This window comes from Poseidonibacter lekithochrous (assembly GCF_018861145.1).
GTDB classification, from domain to species: domain Bacteria; phylum Campylobacterota; class Campylobacteria; order Campylobacterales; family Arcobacteraceae; genus Poseidonibacter; species Poseidonibacter lekithochrous_A.
Map to the genome: position 1 here is coordinate 441,613 of NZ_JAHKQT010000023.1, position 17,951 is coordinate 459,563.

At 26.4% G+C, this 17,951-nt stretch carries 23 protein-coding genes; 10 read left to right on the forward strand and 13 right to left on the reverse strand.

The features are described from left to right. Positions 1 to 7: 7 nt before the first annotated feature. The gene (locus tag KO488_RS10430; protein WP_216058739.1) at positions 8 to 898 is read right to left on the reverse strand and encodes a DMT family transporter; all 891 of its coding nucleotides are present in this window, start codon (positions 896 to 898) and stop codon (positions 8 to 10) included. After that, the gene (locus KO488_RS10435) at positions 898 to 1,206 is read right to left on the reverse strand and encodes a hypothetical protein (RefSeq protein ID WP_216058740.1); all 309 of its coding nucleotides are present in this window, start codon (positions 1,204 to 1,206) and stop codon (positions 898 to 900) included. Before KO488_RS10435 ends, KO488_RS10430 begins: the two co-directional genes overlap by 1 nt. A gap of 184 nt (positions 1,207 to 1,390) precedes the next feature. Here KO488_RS10435 and KO488_RS10440 point away from each other — a divergent pair, with 184 nt between their 5' ends. Then, positions 1,391 to 2,149, forward strand: a complete 759-nt coding sequence (locus KO488_RS10440; protein ID WP_216058741.1) for a M48 family metallopeptidase — start codon at positions 1,391 to 1,393, stop codon at positions 2,147 to 2,149. 2 nt (positions 2,150 to 2,151) lie between these two features. Next, positions 2,152 to 2,448, forward strand: a complete 297-nt coding sequence (locus KO488_RS10445) for a TM2 domain-containing protein (protein ID WP_216058742.1) — start codon at positions 2,152 to 2,154, stop codon at positions 2,446 to 2,448. Between the two features lie 49 nt (positions 2,449 to 2,497). Here KO488_RS10445 and KO488_RS10450 read toward each other — a convergent pair whose 3' ends face one another. Next, positions 2,498 to 3,208: a YebC/PmpR family DNA-binding transcriptional regulator gene (locus tag KO488_RS10450; protein ID WP_216058743.1), complete on the reverse strand. Its 711-nt coding sequence runs from the start codon at positions 3,206 to 3,208 to the stop codon at positions 2,498 to 2,500. 114 nt (positions 3,209 to 3,322) lie between these two features. Here KO488_RS10450 and KO488_RS10455 point away from each other — a divergent pair, with 114 nt between their 5' ends. From KO488_RS10455 to KO488_RS10475, 5 genes are all read left to right on the forward strand, one after another. Continuing rightward, complete coding sequence (locus tag KO488_RS10455; RefSeq protein WP_216058744.1) at positions 3,323 to 4,174, forward strand: M23 family metallopeptidase; 852 nt, start codon at positions 3,323 to 3,325, stop codon at positions 4,172 to 4,174. Between the two features lie 70 nt (positions 4,175 to 4,244). Then, positions 4,245 to 5,069: a VacJ family lipoprotein gene (locus KO488_RS10460; protein ID WP_228319106.1), complete on the forward strand. Its 825-nt coding sequence runs from the start codon at positions 4,245 to 4,247 to the stop codon at positions 5,067 to 5,069. Position 5,070: 1 nt separating this feature from the next. After that, the gene (locus KO488_RS10465; RefSeq protein ID WP_216058745.1) at positions 5,071 to 5,679 is read left to right on the forward strand and encodes an ABC transporter substrate-binding protein; all 609 of its coding nucleotides are present in this window, start codon (positions 5,071 to 5,073) and stop codon (positions 5,677 to 5,679) included. Beyond that, a complete protein-coding gene (locus KO488_RS10470) occupies positions 5,672 to 8,176 on the forward strand; it encodes an efflux RND transporter permease subunit (RefSeq protein WP_216058746.1) in 2,505 nt (834 codons plus the stop codon). Before KO488_RS10465 ends, KO488_RS10470 begins: the two co-directional genes overlap by 8 nt. A 290-nt stretch (positions 8,177 to 8,466) precedes the next feature. Next, positions 8,467 to 8,877, forward strand: coding sequence for a hypothetical protein (locus KO488_RS10475; RefSeq protein ID WP_216058747.1), 411 nt, complete (start codon positions 8,467 to 8,469; stop codon positions 8,875 to 8,877). Here KO488_RS10475 and KO488_RS10480 read toward each other — a convergent pair. The 9 genes from KO488_RS10480 to KO488_RS10520 form a co-directional block, all read right to left on the reverse strand. Next, the gene (locus tag KO488_RS10480) at positions 8,874 to 9,515 is read right to left on the reverse strand and encodes an HAD family hydrolase (protein ID WP_216058748.1); all 642 of its coding nucleotides are present in this window, start codon (positions 9,513 to 9,515) and stop codon (positions 8,874 to 8,876) included. The two genes, KO488_RS10475 and KO488_RS10480, sit on opposite strands and share 4 nt — an antisense overlap. Continuing rightward, entirely contained in the window at positions 9,502 to 10,620 is a 1,119-nt protein-coding gene (locus KO488_RS10485; RefSeq protein WP_216058749.1) for an aminotransferase class I/II-fold pyridoxal phosphate-dependent enzyme, read from the reverse strand. Before KO488_RS10485 ends, KO488_RS10480 begins: the two co-directional genes overlap by 14 nt. A gap of 2 nt (positions 10,621 to 10,622) precedes the next feature. After that, positions 10,623 to 11,207: a TlpA family protein disulfide reductase gene (locus tag KO488_RS10490; RefSeq protein WP_216058750.1), complete on the reverse strand. Its 585-nt coding sequence runs from the start codon at positions 11,205 to 11,207 to the stop codon at positions 10,623 to 10,625. 82 nt (positions 11,208 to 11,289) lie between these two features. After that, on the reverse strand, positions 11,290 to 11,583 hold the full coding sequence (locus KO488_RS10495) for a hypothetical protein (RefSeq protein WP_216058751.1): 294 nt from the start codon (positions 11,581 to 11,583) through the stop codon (positions 11,290 to 11,292). A gap of 41 nt (positions 11,584 to 11,624) precedes the next feature. Then, positions 11,625 to 12,806, reverse strand: a complete 1,182-nt coding sequence (locus tag KO488_RS10500; protein WP_216058752.1) for a hypothetical protein — start codon at positions 12,804 to 12,806, stop codon at positions 11,625 to 11,627. 93 nt (positions 12,807 to 12,899) lie between these two features. Continuing rightward, positions 12,900 to 13,550: a DsbA family protein gene (locus KO488_RS10505; RefSeq protein ID WP_216058753.1), complete on the reverse strand. Its 651-nt coding sequence runs from the start codon at positions 13,548 to 13,550 to the stop codon at positions 12,900 to 12,902. Then, positions 13,540 to 13,965: a disulfide oxidoreductase gene (locus tag KO488_RS10510; protein WP_216058754.1), complete on the reverse strand. Its 426-nt coding sequence runs from the start codon at positions 13,963 to 13,965 to the stop codon at positions 13,540 to 13,542. The genes KO488_RS10505 and KO488_RS10510 overlap by 11 nt, the downstream gene beginning before the upstream one ends. Before the next feature lie 142 nt (positions 13,966 to 14,107). Then, complete coding sequence (locus KO488_RS10515) at positions 14,108 to 14,392, reverse strand: hypothetical protein (RefSeq protein ID WP_216058755.1); 285 nt, start codon at positions 14,390 to 14,392, stop codon at positions 14,108 to 14,110. A gap of 60 nt (positions 14,393 to 14,452) precedes the next feature. Further along, positions 14,453 to 15,394: a methyltransferase domain-containing protein gene (locus tag KO488_RS10520; RefSeq protein ID WP_216058756.1), complete on the reverse strand. Its 942-nt coding sequence runs from the start codon at positions 15,392 to 15,394 to the stop codon at positions 14,453 to 14,455. A 191-nt stretch (positions 15,395 to 15,585) separates the two neighbouring features. Here KO488_RS10520 and rraA point away from each other — a divergent pair, with 191 nt between their 5' ends. The 3 genes from rraA (at position 15,586) to KO488_RS10535 (ending at position 16,898) form a co-directional block, all read left to right on the forward strand. Beyond that, entirely contained in the window at positions 15,586 to 16,068 is a 483-nt protein-coding gene (gene rraA / locus KO488_RS10525; RefSeq protein ID WP_216058757.1) for a ribonuclease E activity regulator RraA, read from the forward strand. Positions 16,069 to 16,165: 97 nt separating this feature from the next. After that, positions 16,166 to 16,429 (forward strand): hypothetical protein, encoded by a 264-nt coding sequence (locus KO488_RS10530; RefSeq protein WP_216058758.1) that lies wholly within the window; start codon positions 16,166 to 16,168, stop codon positions 16,427 to 16,429. 145 nt (positions 16,430 to 16,574) lie between these two features. Further along, complete coding sequence (locus KO488_RS10535; protein ID WP_228319108.1) at positions 16,575 to 16,898, forward strand: DUF6172 family protein; 324 nt, start codon at positions 16,575 to 16,577, stop codon at positions 16,896 to 16,898. A gap of 30 nt (positions 16,899 to 16,928) precedes the next feature. Here KO488_RS10535 and KO488_RS10540 read toward each other — a convergent pair whose 3' ends face one another. Next, positions 16,929 to 17,822 carry an aldose 1-epimerase family protein gene (locus tag KO488_RS10540; RefSeq protein ID WP_216058759.1) on the reverse strand — a complete coding sequence of 298 codons (894 nt, stop codon included), beginning with the start codon at positions 17,820 to 17,822 and terminating at the stop codon, positions 16,929 to 16,931. Between the last annotated feature and the right edge of the window lie 129 nt (positions 17,823 to 17,951).

Genomic DNA, 17,951 nt, shown 5'->3' on the forward strand with positions numbered 1-17,951 from the left:
ATTTTCCTTATTTCTTAAAAAAGAAGTTTTTTATTGATTTTAAATATTGCGCTGAACTTATAAAAGAACCAACAATTATAAAAATACAAGCAAGCGTAACTGCTGTTGTAAATTCGGCATATCCTAAAACTACAAGTAAAAGCGTAGATAATAATGGTGTGAAATAGGAAATTGAGCCAAGTAGTTTTATATCAGCATTCTTAACACTAAAATCCCATAAATAAAAAGCCCCACCAACAGGTCCAAGGCCTAGCATTAATATTCCAAATAATTCTGTAGTATTTGGAATAACAGTAGTTTCAAATATAAAATGACAAATACCTGATAATATAGCTGTAGCCATACAAAAACCAGTAACTGCAAAAGTAGGAACATGCGATAATGTTCTTGAAATTACAGAATATGATGACCATATTAAAGCTGCAATTATTGCAAAAATATAACCTGAAGTATATTGTGTTTCAAAAGAAAAACTACCACCTTTTGAAACTAAAAGAAAAGCTCCTAATAACCCAAAAATTGTTCCTAAAATATGAAACCATCTTAGCCTCTCATTTGGTAAAAAAGATGAAAAGATTACAATTAATAATGGCCATAAATAGTTTATTAGATTTGCTTCTACAGCAGGTGCATTCTTAATAGCTAGAAAGTAAAAAAAGTGATATCCAAATAAACCACTTATTCCTATAATCCAGGCTTTCGCAGGAATTTTAATTAGTTTTGAAATATGTACTTTTTGTTTTTTCAAGAAAGCTAATCCAACAAAAGAAGCTACAAAAAAAGATAATGATGTTAATTCAAAAGCAGGAATATTACTTGTAAATATTGAAAAAAGTGCTAATGATGAATATAAAAGAATTGTGAAAATTCCATATATATTTCCTCTTCTAACCTGCACTAATCAATCTTTATTGTAGGCATATTATTTTCAAGTTTTCTATCAATATAGCAAAAAGCAAAGAATAATAAAACTAACCATGAAGCAAATATCACACCTGAAAAAGTTGTTGTTTGCGCAAAATTCATTACTAAATATGAATCTAAGAAAGCAACACATATAGCAATGAGTATCCAAATATAATACTTAATCCCTCTTTTTAACTTAAATTTATTAAGACATGAAGGACATGTATATCTTCCTAAAAAACTTTTAAAATATAACTTTGAGTCTAGTTTAACATTTGTTTGACAGTGTGGACATTTCATCTATAATCTCTTTATTATTTTTTCTTAGGATACTATATTTTATATTACTGACAGCTTTTATTAAATTACACAATTCTTCACAAAAAAGCATTATTATAACTTATATAGTTATCACTTATAGTTTAGGATAATTTTCTTTTGCTATAATGTTCGTAATATTTAAGGATTAACAAAAGGAAAATAAATGAAACAATTAAGAAATATCATTCTAGTAATCACTACATTATTTATAATTGCAGGATGTACTCATAAAACGCCATATACTAATAGATCACAGATGATTTTTATGTCATCAGAAGAAGAACTAGCACTTGGTGAACAATCATATAAACAAGCTTTATCCCAAGCAAAAGTTGTTAATAATACTTATGATTCAAAAAGAGTAAAAGCTATTGGAGAAAAAATTGCAGCTGCAGCAAATAGACCTGATTTTAAATGGGAATTTAATCTTGTAGAAAATACGGCAATGAATGCATTTTGTCTTCCAGGAGGAAAAGTTGTAGTTTATACAGGTATTTTAAAAGCTGCTAAAAATGATGCCCAATTAGCAACAGTCATGTCACATGAAGTTGCGCATGCACTTGCAAGGCATGGAGCAGAGAGAGTTAGTTCATCAAAAATACAACAAGGTATTCAATTATTAGGAAATGTTGTACTTGCAACAACTGCACCTGAATTTACTAATACATTTAATCAAGCTTATGGAATTGGTACAGAACTTGGTGTTATGCTACCTTATGGAAGATTACAAGAGAGTGAAGCTGATGAAATTGGTATTTACCTAATGGCAAAAGCTGGTTATAATCCTTATGAAGCATTAAACTTTTGGAAAAATATGAGTGATGGAAAAGAAAGTACAAATGAATTCTTTTCAACACATCCAAGTTCAGAAACAAGAATCGAAGATATAAAAAATGTTATTACTAAAATGGAAAGAAAATAATCATGAATAATCTTGAACTTGAAAAAGCTAAAACACAACAATTAAACGTTGTATTAGCTTATTTACTATGGTGGTTTGTTGGAATATTTGGAATGCATAGACTTTATACAAAACAGAAGAAGTGGTGGATTTATATAGTTTTAGGTCTTATTGGGCTTATTACAACTGTTATATTTATAGGTTATATTATACTAATTGGTCTTTTTATATTATGGATAATAGATGGATTTAAATTAAGCAGTGTTGTAAAAGATTTTAATCTTGATATTTTAGAAAAATTCGAAAGAGATTTTAAATAAGTTGAAATCAAATTCTGATTTCAACTTATTCTAGTTTAATTTAAACTAACTAAATTATATTTGTATAAACAGCTTGAACATCATCATCATCTTCAAGTTTTTCAAGTAACTTTCCAATTTCTTCTTGTTGTTCTTCTGTAAATTCTTGTGGATTATTAGAAATTCTTTCTAATTTTGCTTTTGTAAGTTCAATTCCTAAATCTTCAAATGCTTTATTTAAAGTTCCAAAATCAGTATAGTTAGCTGTTACGATTACAAGTCCATCTTCTTCTTCAAGTTCTTCTAAACCTGCATCTATTAGTTCCATTTCTAATTCTTCTAAATCCATATCTTCAGTTTTATTAAACTCAAAAAATGCCTTTCTATCAAACATAAATTCTAAAGAACCAGTTGGTGCTAATGCTCCACCATTTTTATTAAAGTACATTTTAACATTTGCTACTGTTCTTGTATTATTGTCAGTTGCAGTTTCTACAAAAATCAAAGCTCCATGAGGACCTTTTCCTTCAAAGTTTACATCTGTATAATTAGCCGAATCTTTTCCACTTGCTCTTTTAATTGCTGCTTCAATATTCGTTTTAGGCATATTTTCAGATTTTGCATTTAAAATAGCAGTTCTAAGTGCTGAATTCATTTCAGGATCTGGAACCCCTGCTTTTGCTGCCATTTCAATAGCTTTTGCTAATTTAGGAAACAATCTAGACATTGCTCCCCATCTTTTTAATTTTGACGCTTTTCTATATTCAAAGGCTCTACCCATTATTACTCCAATAGTTTATATTCTCAAATTTTATTTGGATTATAGCAGGTTTGTAATTATAGACTAATAAGTTGTTAAAACTATTACTAAAATATTTTTGGATATTATTAATTTATGAAAAAAATATTAATTATCTCACTTATCTTTCTTTGCAATTTGTTTGCCTTAGAAATAAACCAATCAACTGTTAAAAACGCGAACACAGTCCTTCTTGATATAAAGAAGAAAAATATCTCTGATGTAAAATTAACTTTCCATAAGCAAAATATAAATTTTTTTAAAAATCCTTTTAAAGAAAATACATATTATGCACTTCTCCCTATATCTTATTATCAACAAAAAAAAGATTATAGAGTAATTGTTTCATATATTGAAAATGGGAAAAAGATATTTGAAGGGAAAAACCTAAAAGTTATCGATGGAAATTATAAAAGTGAAGTTATAAATGTTCCTAAAACTAAATTTAAACCAAACCCAGCAAGAGTAAAAAGAACAAAAGAAGAGTATGCACAAGCTATGAAAGTTTATAACTCTGTTTCAAAAGATATTTTATGGAATGAAGATTTTATCTATCCATTAAATACAAAAATTACAAGTGATTTTGGAACTAAAAGAGTTTATAATGGAGAGTTAAAATCTTACCATAGTGGTACAGATTTTAGAGCAAAAATTGGTACACCAATACTCGCATCAAACTCAGGAATTGTTAAAATATCACAAGATAGATTTTATGCAGGAGGATCCATAGTAATAGATCATGGACAAGGTGTTTATTCTTGCTATTATCACTTAAGTAAAATGAATTATAAAGTTGGAGATTTTATAAAAAAAGGAACAATACTAGGTCTTAGTGGAGATACAGGAAGAGTTACCGGTCCTCATTTACACTTTTCATTTAGAATACATGGTATTCAAGTAGACCCATTAAACGCAATATCATTATTAAACCAACTTAAAAGGCAATAATTTAATTGCTTAAACATTATTTCCACATTTTTTCAATATAATAATATCTTAATTAAAAAAAAGGACTCTTTTGAAAAATTTAGTTTTTATGATTATTGTAGTTTTTGGATTTACAGCTTGTTCTAGTAAAAGCAGTATTGATAAACCAATTCCTACTATTTCAGAAAAAAAAATAGCCAATAAAACTTCAAAGGAAACTTTAGAAGAAGAATTCAATGACGATTTTGGAGATGATTTTGATGGTGGATATGCAAAAATAGAAGAAGTATTTGATCCACTAAGTGGTTATAACAGAATTATGACATCTTTTAATGACAAAGTATTTATTTATGCTTTAAATCCAACAGCTAAAGGATATGCATACATACTTCCTAAAACTGTAAGATCAGGAGTATCAAATTTCTTTGATAACTTAATGTTTCCATTAAGATTTACAAATAACATATTACAATTTAAATTTCAAAACTCAGTTGAAGAGTTAGGAAGATTTTTAATAAATACAACATTTGGATTAGCTGGATTTATGGATCCTGCAAAAACTGAATTAGGTTGGGTTCAACATAATGAAGATTTTGGTCAAACATTAGGGTTTTATGGAGTGGGAGAAGGATTCCATGTAGTATTACCATTTTTAGGACCATCAAACTTAAGAGATATGGTAGGACTTGTAGCTGATTCGTATACAAGTGCATTATCATTTACAGGGGCTAGTGATATAAAATATAAAATACCTGATACTCAAACACAAAGTTTAGCTATAACAGCAACTGATACAATAAATAGTACTTCATTAAGACTTGGTCTATATGAAAGTTTAAAGAAAGATGCCTTTGATTTATATCCATATTTTAGGGATTTATATAATCAAAGAAGAAATACACTAATTAAGGAATAAAATGAAAAATATATTTAAAGTTTTACTAATAACACTTTTTTCAATATCTTCACTTTTTGCATTACAAAAAGATGAAATAAAAACAGTGATGTCAAAAAAAATTGATGATTCAATTTCTATTATAAAAAAAGACAATATGACAAATAAACAAAAGGGTCAAGAAATTGTAAAAATTATTGATGAAGTTTTTGATTATAGAAAAATGGCACTAATTTCTTTAGGTAGAGATGCCTGGGTTAGTGCAACAACAGATCAAAAGAAAAGATATTTAAAAGCATTCGAAATTAATCTTAAAAATTCATATATTGACAAATTAGGTTTATATACAGATCAAAAAGTAAAAGTTGTTGATTTAGAGTCTACATTTACACAAAAATCTAATGTAGAAAGAATAAAACTAATTACAGAATTAATAGGTCAAAGTGAGTCTTATACTGTAAATTATTTATTTTATCAAAATAGAGACAAGGAATGGTTAATTTACGATATTGATTTAGCAGGTACAAGTGTAATTGCAACTGCTAGAAAACAATATGCAGGTTTGTTAAAACAAAAATCTCTTGAAGAGATGATATCTGAAATTGAAGCTAAAAATAAAATAAATGGTTAAAAAGTTTTATGACAAGATTGTTTTAAAATACCCAATTACAGTACTAATAGCATTTTTTCTTGCTATTAGTACTCTTGCATATCATGCAACAAAACTTGAAATTGATGCCTCTGCTGAAACACTTCTTTTAGATGATGATAAAGACTTAAAATTCTCACGTGAAGTAAATAAAAGATACTACAATCCAAACTTTTTGGTTGTTACTTATACTCCAAATGAAGACTTACTCTCAAAAAAAAGCATAGATACTCTAAAAAGATTAAGCGAAGAGTTATTAAAAGTTGAAAAGATAGAAAGCATAACTTCTATTTTAAATGTTCCTTTAATACAATCACCTCTTAGACCTATTACTGATTTAGTTGATGGTGTTGATAGTTTGGAAACTGCTACTTTTGATATGGATTTAGTAAAAAAAGAGTTCTTAAACTCACAACTTTATTCAAACAATCTTGTAAGTGCTGATTTTAAAACGACTGGAATGCTTTTAAATTTAAAAAATGATGAGAAATATTTTGAACTTTTAGAAAAAAGAAATACTCTTTTAACTAAGAAAAGAACTTCAAATCTTAATGAAAAAGAGAAAGTAGAACTAGAAATCACTATACAAGAATTTAAAGAATATAGAGACTTCATAAGAGAAAAAGATGAAAAAGAGATAGAAGAAATAAGAACTATCATAAAAAAATATAATTCTAATGCATCAATTTTCCTTGGTGGAATAGATATGATTGCAAATGATATTGTTGGTTTTGTAAAAAGTGATTTAGCTATTTATGGTTCAACTTTAATCTTCTTACTTATCTTTATTTTATGGGTAATATTTAGACATCCAAGATGGGTAGTTTTACCTATTACTATTTGTTTATTATCTGTAGTTTCAACAGCTGGGATTTTAGGTTTATTTAACCTTGAAGTTACTGTAATTTCATCAAACTTTATATCATTACAATTAATTATTACACTTGCAATTGTTCTTCATTTAATTGTAAGATATAGAGAATTAAACGTAAAATATAAGAATGCAAGCCAATATAAATTAGTAATAAATACTGTTTTATCAAAACTTTCACCCTCTTTTTTTGCAATAATCACAACAATTACAGGTTTTGCTTCACTTGTATTATCAAGTATTCAACCTGTTAAAAACCTTGGACTTATGATGAGTGCTGGTATCGCTGTTTCATTGTTCATTGCCTTTTTTGTTTTTCCTATTATTCTAATAATGCTTCCTAAAAAAGATGAGCATGAAAAGAGAAAAGCTAAGTCATCATTTTCACTTATAACTTTATGTGCTTCTTTAGTTGAAAAAAGAGGAATAACTATTATTATTGGAAGTTTAGTAGTTATTCTTTTTTCAACTATAGGTGCGTCAAAACTAGTAGTTGAAAACTCTTTTATTAATTACTTTAAACAAAGTACTGAAATATATAAAGGAATGAAAGTAATTGATCAAAAGTTAGGAGGAACTACTCCTTTAGATGTAATTATTAAGTTTAAAGATGATGAAAAAAAAGCTGTGGTTCAAGTAGAAAAAGATGAAGATACAAGCTTTTTAGATGATGAATTTGGAGATTTTGAAGCAGAAATAGACGCAAAATCTGATGATGAACAATACTGGTTTTCTCAAGATAAAATGGATACTATTACAAGAGTTCATGAATATTTAGATAATCTGGAAGAAGTTGGAAAAGTTCAATCTTTAGCTTCATTATTAAAAGTAGGAAAACTTTTAAATCAAGATAAAGATTTAGATGGAGTTATGTTAGCCCTACTTTACAAAAAAATTCCAGAAGAATACAAAAATATGATTTTAGCTCCATATATAAATATAGAAAGCAATGAAGCTAGAGTTAGTATGAGAATTATAGATTCGAATGAAAATTTACGAAGAAATGAATTAATTGCTAAAATCAACAAAGATTTAAGAGAAATTATTAGAAATAAAGAAACTACATTTCAACTGTCAAATCTAATGATTTTATATAACAACATGCTTCAATCATTATTTGATTCTCAAATAAAAACTTTAGGTATTGTAGTTGTTTTATTATTCATAATGTTCTTAATCTTATTTAGATCAATAAAAGTAGCATTCATAGCAATACTTGCAAATGTTATACCAATATCTTCAATTTTTGGGATTATGGGATTTTTGGGAATTCCTTTAGATATTATGACTATTACAATAGCTGCTATTTCAATAGGAATTGGTGTTGATGATACAATTCATTATATCCATAGATTTAAAGAAGAATTTAAAACTGACCATAACTACTTAAATGCAATGAAAAGAAGTCATGAGAGCATTGGTTATGCTATGTATTACACTTCTATTATTGTAATGATTGGTTTTTCTATTTTAGTTTTATCAAATCTTATTCCTACAATTTACTTTGGAGTATTAACAGTTGTTGTAATGGCTACAATTTTAGCTTCTGCACTATTATTACTTCCAAAACTTATCATCATGTTAAAACCATTTAATACTAGTAAATAGGATATTATTTCTCCTATTTACTAATTGTTAACCTTGTATTTAAAATAGGTTAATTGATAACTATTATAATTCTTACATGCGTTAGGATATATTCTTAACCAAAACCTAATTTTACTGACTTGATTTCTCCTACAAATACAAGTTAACATAAGAGTGCCTCTATAGGCACTCTTTTTTTTATAAATATTGTATAATTTTTATACATTAAAGTTGTAATAATTTTATAGATATAAAGTTATTATAAGCTTGAAACTTTTATAATAAGTTCAAATAAAAAGGCCCTTAACTTAATGATTAAATTAGATTCAATACAAACAGATTTAGTTCTTACAAACTTAGATGAAAATGGTGCATTATCTTGTATAAATGCATTTAAAGTAGCAAAGTTAATTGGAATGGAACCTAAACACATCGCACAAATTGCACGAGATATGAAAATAAAAATCACTAATTGTGAACTAGGTGTATTTGGAAAACTTGAATTTAATGACATGAATGAAGATATATTTAATATATTAAAAAAACGTTCTCATAATTCAAAAATAGATTGCGAAGTTGCATGGAAAATATCACAAGAAAAAGGTAAAGCAATCAGTGATATAGGAGCTTCAATAAAAGAGTCAAATATTAAAGTATCAAATTGTCAACTTGGATGTTTTAAAGAAGAAGAAAATGATGGTTTTATAATGGCAACAAACTAAGATAGAAGATTAATTAACTCTTCTAATCTATCAATACGATAAGAAGCTTTTGAAAAGTCATGAGTTAAGGTAAAATCATTTTTAACAATCACACAATCAATCTTTGCATTTACAGCTGAAATCAATCCTCTTTGTGAATCTTCTATTACTATAGTTTCATCATTTGATGCTTTAAACCTTTTAAGCCCTGCTAAATATGGATCAGGATAAGGTTTAGCTCTTGGATAATCTTCTACACATAAAACAAAATCCATAAAATCAACTATTCCTCTATTTTTATGAATTAATTCGAAATCTTCGCGCCTTGAAGTTGTGATTATTGCCATTTTATATTTTTTAGATAGCTCTTTTAGTATTTCTTTTACATTTGCTATTTCAATATGTCTTGTTTTAATCAACTCTTGATAATAAATATCTCTTTGAAATCTTTTATTATCAACTATTTTCTTAGAAATTCCCTTCTCGTAAGCTAACTCCCAAGCAGTTCCACCTCTTGCCATTATTTTCATATATCTATCAAATGATAATTCGATATTTAACTCTTTTAATGCCTTTACATTAGCTTCAAAATATAAAGGCTCAGTTTCAACTAATACACCGTCATTATCAAAAAGAATATACTTTTTATTTTCTATCATTTAAATATTCTTTTAGTTTCTTTATTCCAGTACTCATATGCTCAATATCTCTTGTATATGCAAACCGTAAGTATTGTTCTGTTTTATTAGAACCAAAATCAACTCCAGGAGTTGTAGCTACATGAATATTTTCAAGCAACTCTTTAGCAAAGGCAAAACTATCATCTGTGTATTTTGAAACATTAGCCCAAAGATAAAATGCACCATCAGGTTTTGCATCTATATCAAAGATAGTGCTTAATTCAGCATATAAGTAGTCTCTACGCTCTTTAAATATATTTTTAACCTTGTCTAGATATTCTTTATCAAATGCTTCTAATGCAGCATATTGTGATAATGTGGGTGCAGAGATAAATATATTCTGTGCAATCTTTTCTGCTTCACGAGATAAATTCTTTGGAACTATAATCCACCCTAACCTCATACCTGGCATACAATAATATTTTGAAAAGCCATTGATTACAAAAACATCATCAGAAAATTCTAAAGCGGTATGTGCATTTTCTTCATAAGTTAAACCATGATAAAGTTCATCTGAAATAAAAGAAATTTCTCTTTGCTTACAATATTGAATTAATTCTTTAAGATTTTCTTTTGAATATAAATTTCCCGTAGGGTTAGAAGGTGATGATATTTGAAGAGCCTGAATATCTTCTTTTTCTAAATGCTTTACTGTTAACTCATAATTTGTAGATTTATCAATATTCATAAAACTTGGGTTTATATCCAACATACTTGCAAAGTTTTTATAACAAGGATATGAAGGATCGGATAAACCTAAGTTTTCTTTATACTTTAGTGTTAAAGTATAAGCAACTAAAAATGCACCTGAAGTACCAGGCGTTAAAAGTATTCGTTCTGGTGGGACATCTACATTATAGTTTTCTTTATACATTGTAGATATTTTTTTTCGTAAGTCAAGTAAACCAAGACTTTCTGTATATGAGAACTTATCCTCATCTAAAGCTTTTTGTAATGCTTTTTTCACTTTTGGACTTGGTGTTAAGTCTGGCTGACCTATTTCAAAATGTATTGAATCTTCATACTTTTGTGCTTCACGCACAATATCCATTACAATAAATGAACTAATATCATCATATCTCAAATCTATTCTTTACCTATAGCCATTTTAACATACTTTTCATACGTTTCTAACTCTGATTCACCAAGGAATTTTTTTACAAATTCACCATCTTTTGAGAATAAAAACAACTCAGGGATTCTTTGAACATCTCCTAAAGCTTTTGCTAATTTAAAGTTTTCCTCTCCGACTGTAATAGGATATGTAATACCATATTTTTCAATAAACTCAATAACTTCTGATGTAGGTTTATCTTCTTCTTTTTCAAATAATACAGATACAATTTCAAAATCATCTTTATATTTTTCTCTTAATTCTTTTAAAACTGGAATACCTTTAATACAAGGTGGACACCATGTTGCAAATACATCAACTAAAATAGCTTTCTTCCCTTTATAATCTTTAAAGTTTAAACCCTCTTCTGTATTTGTAAGTTCTATTATTTTTCCATCTGTTGTCGTTAATTTAAATGTCTGAGAAACAAACTTTTCTACATAGGGTGTATTTTCTTTTGTATTAGCAATTAAGCTTTCATCGATATCTTTTGAATCACAACCTGTAAATAAAAAAAGTGCTGTAATTAATGTGGCAAATATGTAATTGATTTTCATGATTATCCTTGATTATTTTAAATGTTTATTAGTTTTATTACTTGAAATTATAGTAAAAATAAGTTAATAGTTAATAAATATCTTAACTAAGAGTTGAAAGTTCTTTTAAAAGTTTTGTAGCTTCTTCTTTTTCAAAAAAAAGATTCATTGATAACTCTTGATTTATCTTTTTTAGTAGTTTTATTCTTTCTTGTGTTTGAAGCTTCTTATCATCTTCATACTTTAATAAAAGCTCTTTCATTTGATTTTTATAAGCTTGAATTAGCTCTTCTTTTTTAACAACAGGCGCTTTTATATTTTTCTTCTTTTTAGCTGTAATAAATAAAAAGATTGCAAAAAATATAAGAAAAATTAAAATAAGAGTTAGTAAATCCATGATATTATCTTTAAGTAATGTAAGGCAAAAGCCTTACATATTTATTTTTGTCTTGCTATTTCTTTTGCTTCATTTGCAATTGCTTCTGCACGTCTAGCTACTTGAAGAACTTCAGTTATAGCTTTATTTGTTTCTTCATCTTTTTCAAGTCTTTCGATTCTTTCTAAAACATTTCTATATGAAATATGTCCAATAGCTTCAAGAACTCTTGGAGATTTAATTATGTGATTAACATATGTTAAATCTCTCCAGTTATCAGTGATTTTACAATCTATGTGATTTGAATAATCAGAAGAAATTTTTGTTTCATTTGCTACAAAAGCTAAATCTAAATCAATATCTTCAGTTTTTGCAAAGAAGTTATGGTATAAGTCTTGTAAGTATGTAGATGATTTAAGATTTGAAATATAAGAGTATACAACTTCTTTTTCATCATTTTCTAACATATATGATAAAATTACATTTGAAACTTTTTCATCTTCACTTTCTAAAACTTCATTTAGTTTTTCATTACAGTTTTTATATACTTGAACTGATTTATCTTTAGTTAAAGCTTTTGTAAATTTAAATAAATCTAAATTATGCGAATAAGAAAATCTATTTATTTGTTCAATAAGTGGAGTTAAAAGTGATTCAGGCTCAGTTGTTGTGTTTGCATAAGAAACAATACTATTTACAAACTCAACATCATTTTCATTAAAGTTAGTATTTAAACTATATTCTGTAATCTCATCTCTTAAGTTTTCACTTAATAAAGTTTTTGATTTTTCATCATAATATGATGTTAAATCATCCATTTTAAATTTTTTAGAATTTTGAGAAATCAGTGCATACTGTGCTGAGATTTGTTTATATCTCGAAATTTTGTCTTTTATATTAAAATCTTTTAATAAATTTAACTCTTTTTCTAAGATGTCATTTTTCTGAGCATTAATACTATTTGCTAATCTTGGACCTCTTTTAGGTAATTCAGTTGCTAATTTTGTAAGCTTTGAATCATAATCCTCAAAATCATTTGAGTTTTGAATATTTGATACTAGTTTTACAGCCGATGATATTTTAGCTGCTCTTCTTATAAAAAATATGATTATAAGTAAGATTACTAATAATACTAAAACAGTAGCGTATATACCATTTGGATTTTGCGCATACATTTGTGCGATATCAAAATTTGTTTCTTGAGCTAATGATAAGAACTCTTTAACTTTTTCTAGAAATGACATTGACTTCCTTTTACTTTTCTACTTTTATATTAGTATACATAATTTTTCTTTATATTTTCTCTATATAAAGTACTGTAAAGTACGAAAAATATACTATTTGTATATTTCCGACTCAACTAGCTCACTTAAAGTACGATATGATAATACTTCTAGTTTTTTCCCATTTACAAATATAGTAGGTGTTCCACGAGCTCCTAAAGTTCTTGAATCATTTGCATCAATATCCATCATTTCATCAAATATAGGGTTTTTAATATCAACTTTAACTTTTTCTATATCAATACCATCAATTTGAGATATAAAAGTCCACAATAATTCTGGTTTAGGATTATTTACATCTGCCCATTTATCTTGATTAGAAAAAACTGCATCTAATGCTTCTGTATATTTACCTTGTAATCTTGCCGCCTCTAATAGTTTTACAGCAAATCTAGAATGTTGATGATTTGGTATATATTTTATAACTAAAGAAATATCTTCATAATATTCTTTATACATTTTTTTCATAATTGGATGAAAAGCACCACAAGGTGGACACTGAGGATCTATAAATTCAACTACTACAACACCTTTTTTATTGTCACCAAACTTTGGTGAATGTTCTCTCACTAATGGAGATTCTGATTTACTATTCACCATACCACTTACTTTACTACTTTCATTACTTTTAAAAGCATAAGTAGCAAAAATAAAACCAATTACTAAAACAAGTAAAGATATAACAACTATTTTTTTATTTTTCATTTGAAGAAATTCCTTTTTTTATAATTAATAACAGAACTAGAATGATTGAATATGCTACAAAAGAAAGGAAAGGAATTGTAATAAATCCTAACCAATTTATATACTCAGTAGAACAAGGAACTCCCTGAACACAAGGAACAATACTCTCTGGTATTATTTCAAACATTAATAAGTTATGATAAACAGAAAATGCCCAGCCTACAAAAGCAATAGGCATTGCATATTTAACAATTTTATCATCTGGATATAACATATTTACTAAAAATATTAGTACTAATGGATACATAAATATTCTTTGATACCAGCACATAGAACAAGGTATAAACTCCATAATTTCTGAGAAAAATAAACTACCAAGTGTCGCTAAACAAGCTGTTATAAAAGATAAAAATACATATGTAGATGTTGAATTCAAAATAATTCCTATTAATTTTTTGAAAAATTATATCAGAAACTATCGATATTTTAGGTTAGATTTGGAGTTTAATTTTTAGTTTTTTTTAGAAGTGATTTAGTAGTTATAAGAAAAGCTTATAAAAGATGAGTAAACTCATCTTTTATGCTCCACCACCAATTGGTGCGTTTAATTCTGCATGAATTTCGCTTCTAGGAATTGAATCACAAAGTGCAACTGATTCATTTAATGCTTTAAAAAACTCTTCAATATTTTCATAGGGTATTTCAATTTCAGAAGTTTTTTTAGTTCCATCAGAATAAATAGCAATACTTACAACTGGACTACTATATTCACCATATGGTTTTTCAACGTGTTCAATTTTAACAGTATCACTTGTAGAGTGAGCTAGTTTAAATGTTTTTACTTCAATATGTTTACTTGGCATAATATACTCCTTGAATTTTATTACAACTATTGTATCATAAAATAAAAAAAATACAAATAGTTATTTAATGTTTTTTTTAATAGATGTTGCAGTTAAAAATAGATAATTTTTACCTGTTAATGTAACTTTAAATTTCTTTTGTTGCAAATATTTTTTGCAAAAATAAACATCTTTATACAGTAGTGATTGTTCAGAATAAGAATAAGTTGGATTTTTAGCACCATATATAATATCAGACCCCACCCACCTACAGTTTGGGAAACCTAAAATGATACTACCACCCTCTTCTAAATAATTTTGGATTAAAGACATAAAAACTAATTTAAAATTTATACTACTTGATTGTAAAGTACTAATAGATATGATTAAATCAGATTTTTTTAAATTCAACTCATCAAGTTTATTTATGTCATGAGCATAAAAATTAAAATTATCTTCACTAAATTTTTGTTTTGCTTTTTCTATCACACTTTTAGAATAATCAATTCCCACAAAATTTATATTTTTAAATACTTCAGGATAAACAATCTGTTTAATGATTTTAAACTCATCTGCTTTATTAACACCTAAATTTAGAATCTGTTTTTTTTCATATACTTTAGCGTGAATAAGAGCTTTTTTATAAGGGAATAAAAATGATGGTTCTTCATTTTTATTTATTTTTGAAAATTCTGACTTTATTCCATATTTCTCATTTTTGGAATCATTTTCATCTTTATGAAAAGAGTTTTCTAAATCAATCTTTTTAAAATTTAAAATTACAGTATATTTTGAACTAATAATTGGTGTTAACATCTTACAAAACATCAATTCTGATAAATCAGTCCATGATTTATATGAACGATAAATATATTTTTCATCTAAATGTATAGTTGTACCTGAATAATTATCAACGCAAATATCAGGATTTAATACTTCAAAACTAACTATATTTTTCTCTATTAAAATATTTTCAAAATACTCTATAATCTCATACATTGATTGGTTTGTAAACTTTTTCATAAATACATCTTTATTTTTTGCAAATTATATACTAATTTTTAAGCTAAAAGTTTTAAAATCACTTGTTATTTAACTTATTTATTAAAATTAATTATAAATTTTAATATTTATTTAATATTTACACTTTTTTTACATTTTTTTCTACTATTATAAGAACCTTGAATTTAAGATTTAAGAAGAAGGGAAGAGAAATGAATATACATACAGCAGATTTATGCGATGAGAACCAAGATAAAGAGATAAAAGTATTACCATCAAAGTTTAAAAACTATGGTGGATTAAAAAGATTTTATGGTCAAATTGAAACTATAAAACTTGATAAAAGTAATTGGCGTTTATTAGAAATGCTTAGAGATGAAGATGGAGAAGGAAAAATAGTTGTTGTTGATAATGCAGAAGAATTCTTTGGTGTTGTAGGTGACAAACTTATGGCCTTTGCTGCTAAAAACAACTGGCAAGCAATTATTGTAAATGGATATGTACGAGATACAGATGAGACACAAAATATAAATGTAGGGCTTTTTGCAATTGGGACTTGTCCTTTAAGAAATTTTGAAAAAACGCAATCTTCAAGAGGTGAAAGTATAAGTTTTCATGGATTGACATTTAATCAAGGCGATTATCTTTATGCAGATAATGATGGTGTTCTTATTTCAAAAGAAAAATTAGTTTAAAACAATAAAATATCAATAATTTTTTTCATAATAAATTACATCTAAGCTAAACCTATCTTTTTCACAATATAATTACACTTTAATTTAAGGAAAAGATATGTCACAAATAAAAGACAAACTAAAAGATGTAGTTACAACAGTAATGATTCCAGAAGTAGAAGCTTATTTAGAAGATCTACATAAACTTTTAGAAGAAAATAAAGAAACTGAAGATGATAAATTAGCAATGACTGAAATGGAATCACTTCTAGTAGAACTTCAAAATGTACTTGCAGTAATTGAAGAAGATAAAACAGAAGATAGTGAATATGAAAGAATTTACCACTATATTATGGAAAATCTAGATTCAAATGAACATTAAGTAGTTCAATATGGAAATAATTTACCAAATATTTGAAATAGGTATTTTAATATATTTTATTTATATGCTATATCGACTTTTAAAGTGCAAATTTGGGAAATGTGATATCAAATAATGTTCAGATATAATGCAATAAAGGAAAATAATGAAAAAAACATTTAAATTAAACGTTGAAAATAAACACCCTGATAGACAAGTAGAATCTATTAAACATGAAATTAGAAAATATATAAAGAGAGAAAAAAAGAAACCCTTACCTGAAGGTGCAGATTTCTGGAAATTCGAATGTAAATTTGCTAAAAATAGTGAGGAACCAAAAACTATTGAATTCATAGATATTACAAAAAACATTGATGAAGCATCAAATGAAAAATGTGAAACACTTTATATGGAAATATTAAGTATTGAAGGCAAAAGAGAAGCAAAACCTGAACTACAAGATGCAGAAACTACAGAAGAAGATAAGTAAACTTATCTTTCTTCATTATAAACTAAACTATTAAATCTTAATTATATAAGATGAACTAAATACTCCATCTTTTTCTAAGCTATTAATTCCAATTTTTTCTTTAATTTTTTTGTTATGACTAATAAAATCAGCTATACCACACCAAGGCTCAATACATACAAAAGGTGCTCCATTAGGTTTTGACCAAAGCCCTAAATAAGCAAAGTCAGAAAAACAAACTTCTATAGACTTATTATTTCTATAATTTCTTAATTTAATACTATTTATATTTTCATTTTTAAAAATCAATGCATCTTTCTTAAAAGTATCTTCACTAATATTTAATCTTTTTCTATCAAGTTTTATATCAATTGTTTTACTTGAGATACCATTTTCTAATAATGGAAAAGCTTTTAAAATTTTATCATCATCTAAATTATAAAATTCAAAATAGTAATCATCTTTTTTTTCTTCAATCTTTTCATTTATATTTTCTATGGGCCAATTAAAAGCAGGATGAGCTCCTATTGAAAAAAACATCATCTCATTTGATTTGTTTACGACTTCATATGATATTTTAACTTCACACTCTTTTATTTCATAAGAAATAAATAGTTTATAAGCAAATGGATAGACTTTTAGAGTTTCAGAATCACTTTCTTGCAAAAACATTAAGAAGTTTTCACCTTTAGCTATTAATATAAATTCTTTATCTCTAGCAAATCCGTGCTGTGACATCTTATATGATTTATTTTTGTAAATATACTCATCATCTAAAAGTTTACCTACAATAGGAAATAATACAGGTGAACTTCTATTCCAATATTTTTTATCACCTTGCCATAAATACTCTGTATCATTTTCTAGTTTTTTTAGACTTTTAAGTTCAGCACCAAAAGAATCAACTTCAATTTTAAAATACTTGTTTTTAATAGTATATTTCATATTAAATACCTTTTTTACTCTATTTATAAATAAATTATAACAAATTTTTGTAATTTATCTAATTTCTTTAGAACTTTAATTTTAATTTAAAGTTATCTTGTCTATAATGCCACTCCAATTTAAGAATAA

What these genes read in the sequence shown, in the direction of transcription:
- KO488_RS10490 (WP_216058750.1), bottom strand. Translation starts at nt 11,207, where the DNA reads ATGAAAATCAATTACATATTTGCCACATTAATTACAGCACTTTTTTTA.
- KO488_RS10445 (WP_216058742.1), top strand. Translation starts at nt 2,152, where the DNA reads ATGAATAATCTTGAACTTGAAAAAGCTAAAACACAACAATTAAACGTT.
- KO488_RS10450 (WP_216058743.1), bottom strand. Translation starts at nt 3,208, where the DNA reads ATGGGTAGAGCCTTTGAATATAGAAAAGCGTCAAAATTAAAAAGATGG.
- KO488_RS10440 (WP_216058741.1), top strand. Translation starts at nt 1,391, where the DNA reads ATGAAACAATTAAGAAATATCATTCTAGTAATCACTACATTATTTATA.
- rraA (WP_216058757.1), top strand. Translation starts at nt 15,586, where the DNA reads ATGAATATACATACAGCAGATTTATGCGATGAGAACCAAGATAAAGAG.
- KO488_RS10475 (WP_216058747.1), top strand. Translation starts at nt 8,467, where the DNA reads ATGATTAAATTAGATTCAATACAAACAGATTTAGTTCTTACAAACTTA.
- KO488_RS10470 (WP_216058746.1), top strand. Translation starts at nt 5,672, where the DNA reads ATGGTTAAAAAGTTTTATGACAAGATTGTTTTAAAATACCCAATTACA.
- KO488_RS10515 (WP_216058755.1), bottom strand. Translation starts at nt 14,392, where the DNA reads ATGCCAAGTAAACATATTGAAGTAAAAACATTTAAACTAGCTCACTCT.
- KO488_RS10540 (WP_216058759.1), bottom strand. Translation starts at nt 17,822, where the DNA reads ATGAAATATACTATTAAAAACAAGTATTTTAAAATTGAAGTTGATTCT.
- KO488_RS10455 (WP_216058744.1), top strand. Translation starts at nt 3,323, where the DNA reads ATGAAAAAAATATTAATTATCTCACTTATCTTTCTTTGCAATTTGTTT.
- KO488_RS10530 (WP_216058758.1), top strand. Translation starts at nt 16,166, where the DNA reads ATGTCACAAATAAAAGACAAACTAAAAGATGTAGTTACAACAGTAATG.
- KO488_RS10535 (WP_228319108.1), top strand. Translation starts at nt 16,575, where the DNA reads ATGAAAAAAACATTTAAATTAAACGTTGAAAATAAACACCCTGATAGA.
- KO488_RS10435 (WP_216058740.1), bottom strand. Translation starts at nt 1,206, where the DNA reads ATGAAATGTCCACACTGTCAAACAAATGTTAAACTAGACTCAAAGTTA.
- KO488_RS10500 (WP_216058752.1), bottom strand. Translation starts at nt 12,806, where the DNA reads ATGTCATTTCTAGAAAAAGTTAAAGAGTTCTTATCATTAGCTCAAGAA.
- KO488_RS10465 (WP_216058745.1), top strand. Translation starts at nt 5,071, where the DNA reads ATGAAAAATATATTTAAAGTTTTACTAATAACACTTTTTTCAATATCT.
- KO488_RS10480 (WP_216058748.1), bottom strand. Translation starts at nt 9,515, where the DNA reads ATGATAGAAAATAAAAAGTATATTCTTTTTGATAATGACGGTGTATTA.
- KO488_RS10505 (WP_216058753.1), bottom strand. Translation starts at nt 13,550, where the DNA reads ATGAAAAATAAAAAAATAGTTGTTATATCTTTACTTGTTTTAGTAATT.
- KO488_RS10495 (WP_216058751.1), bottom strand. Translation starts at nt 11,583, where the DNA reads ATGGATTTACTAACTCTTATTTTAATTTTTCTTATATTTTTTGCAATC.
- KO488_RS10520 (WP_216058756.1), bottom strand. Translation starts at nt 15,394, where the DNA reads ATGAAAAAGTTTACAAACCAATCAATGTATGAGATTATAGAGTATTTT.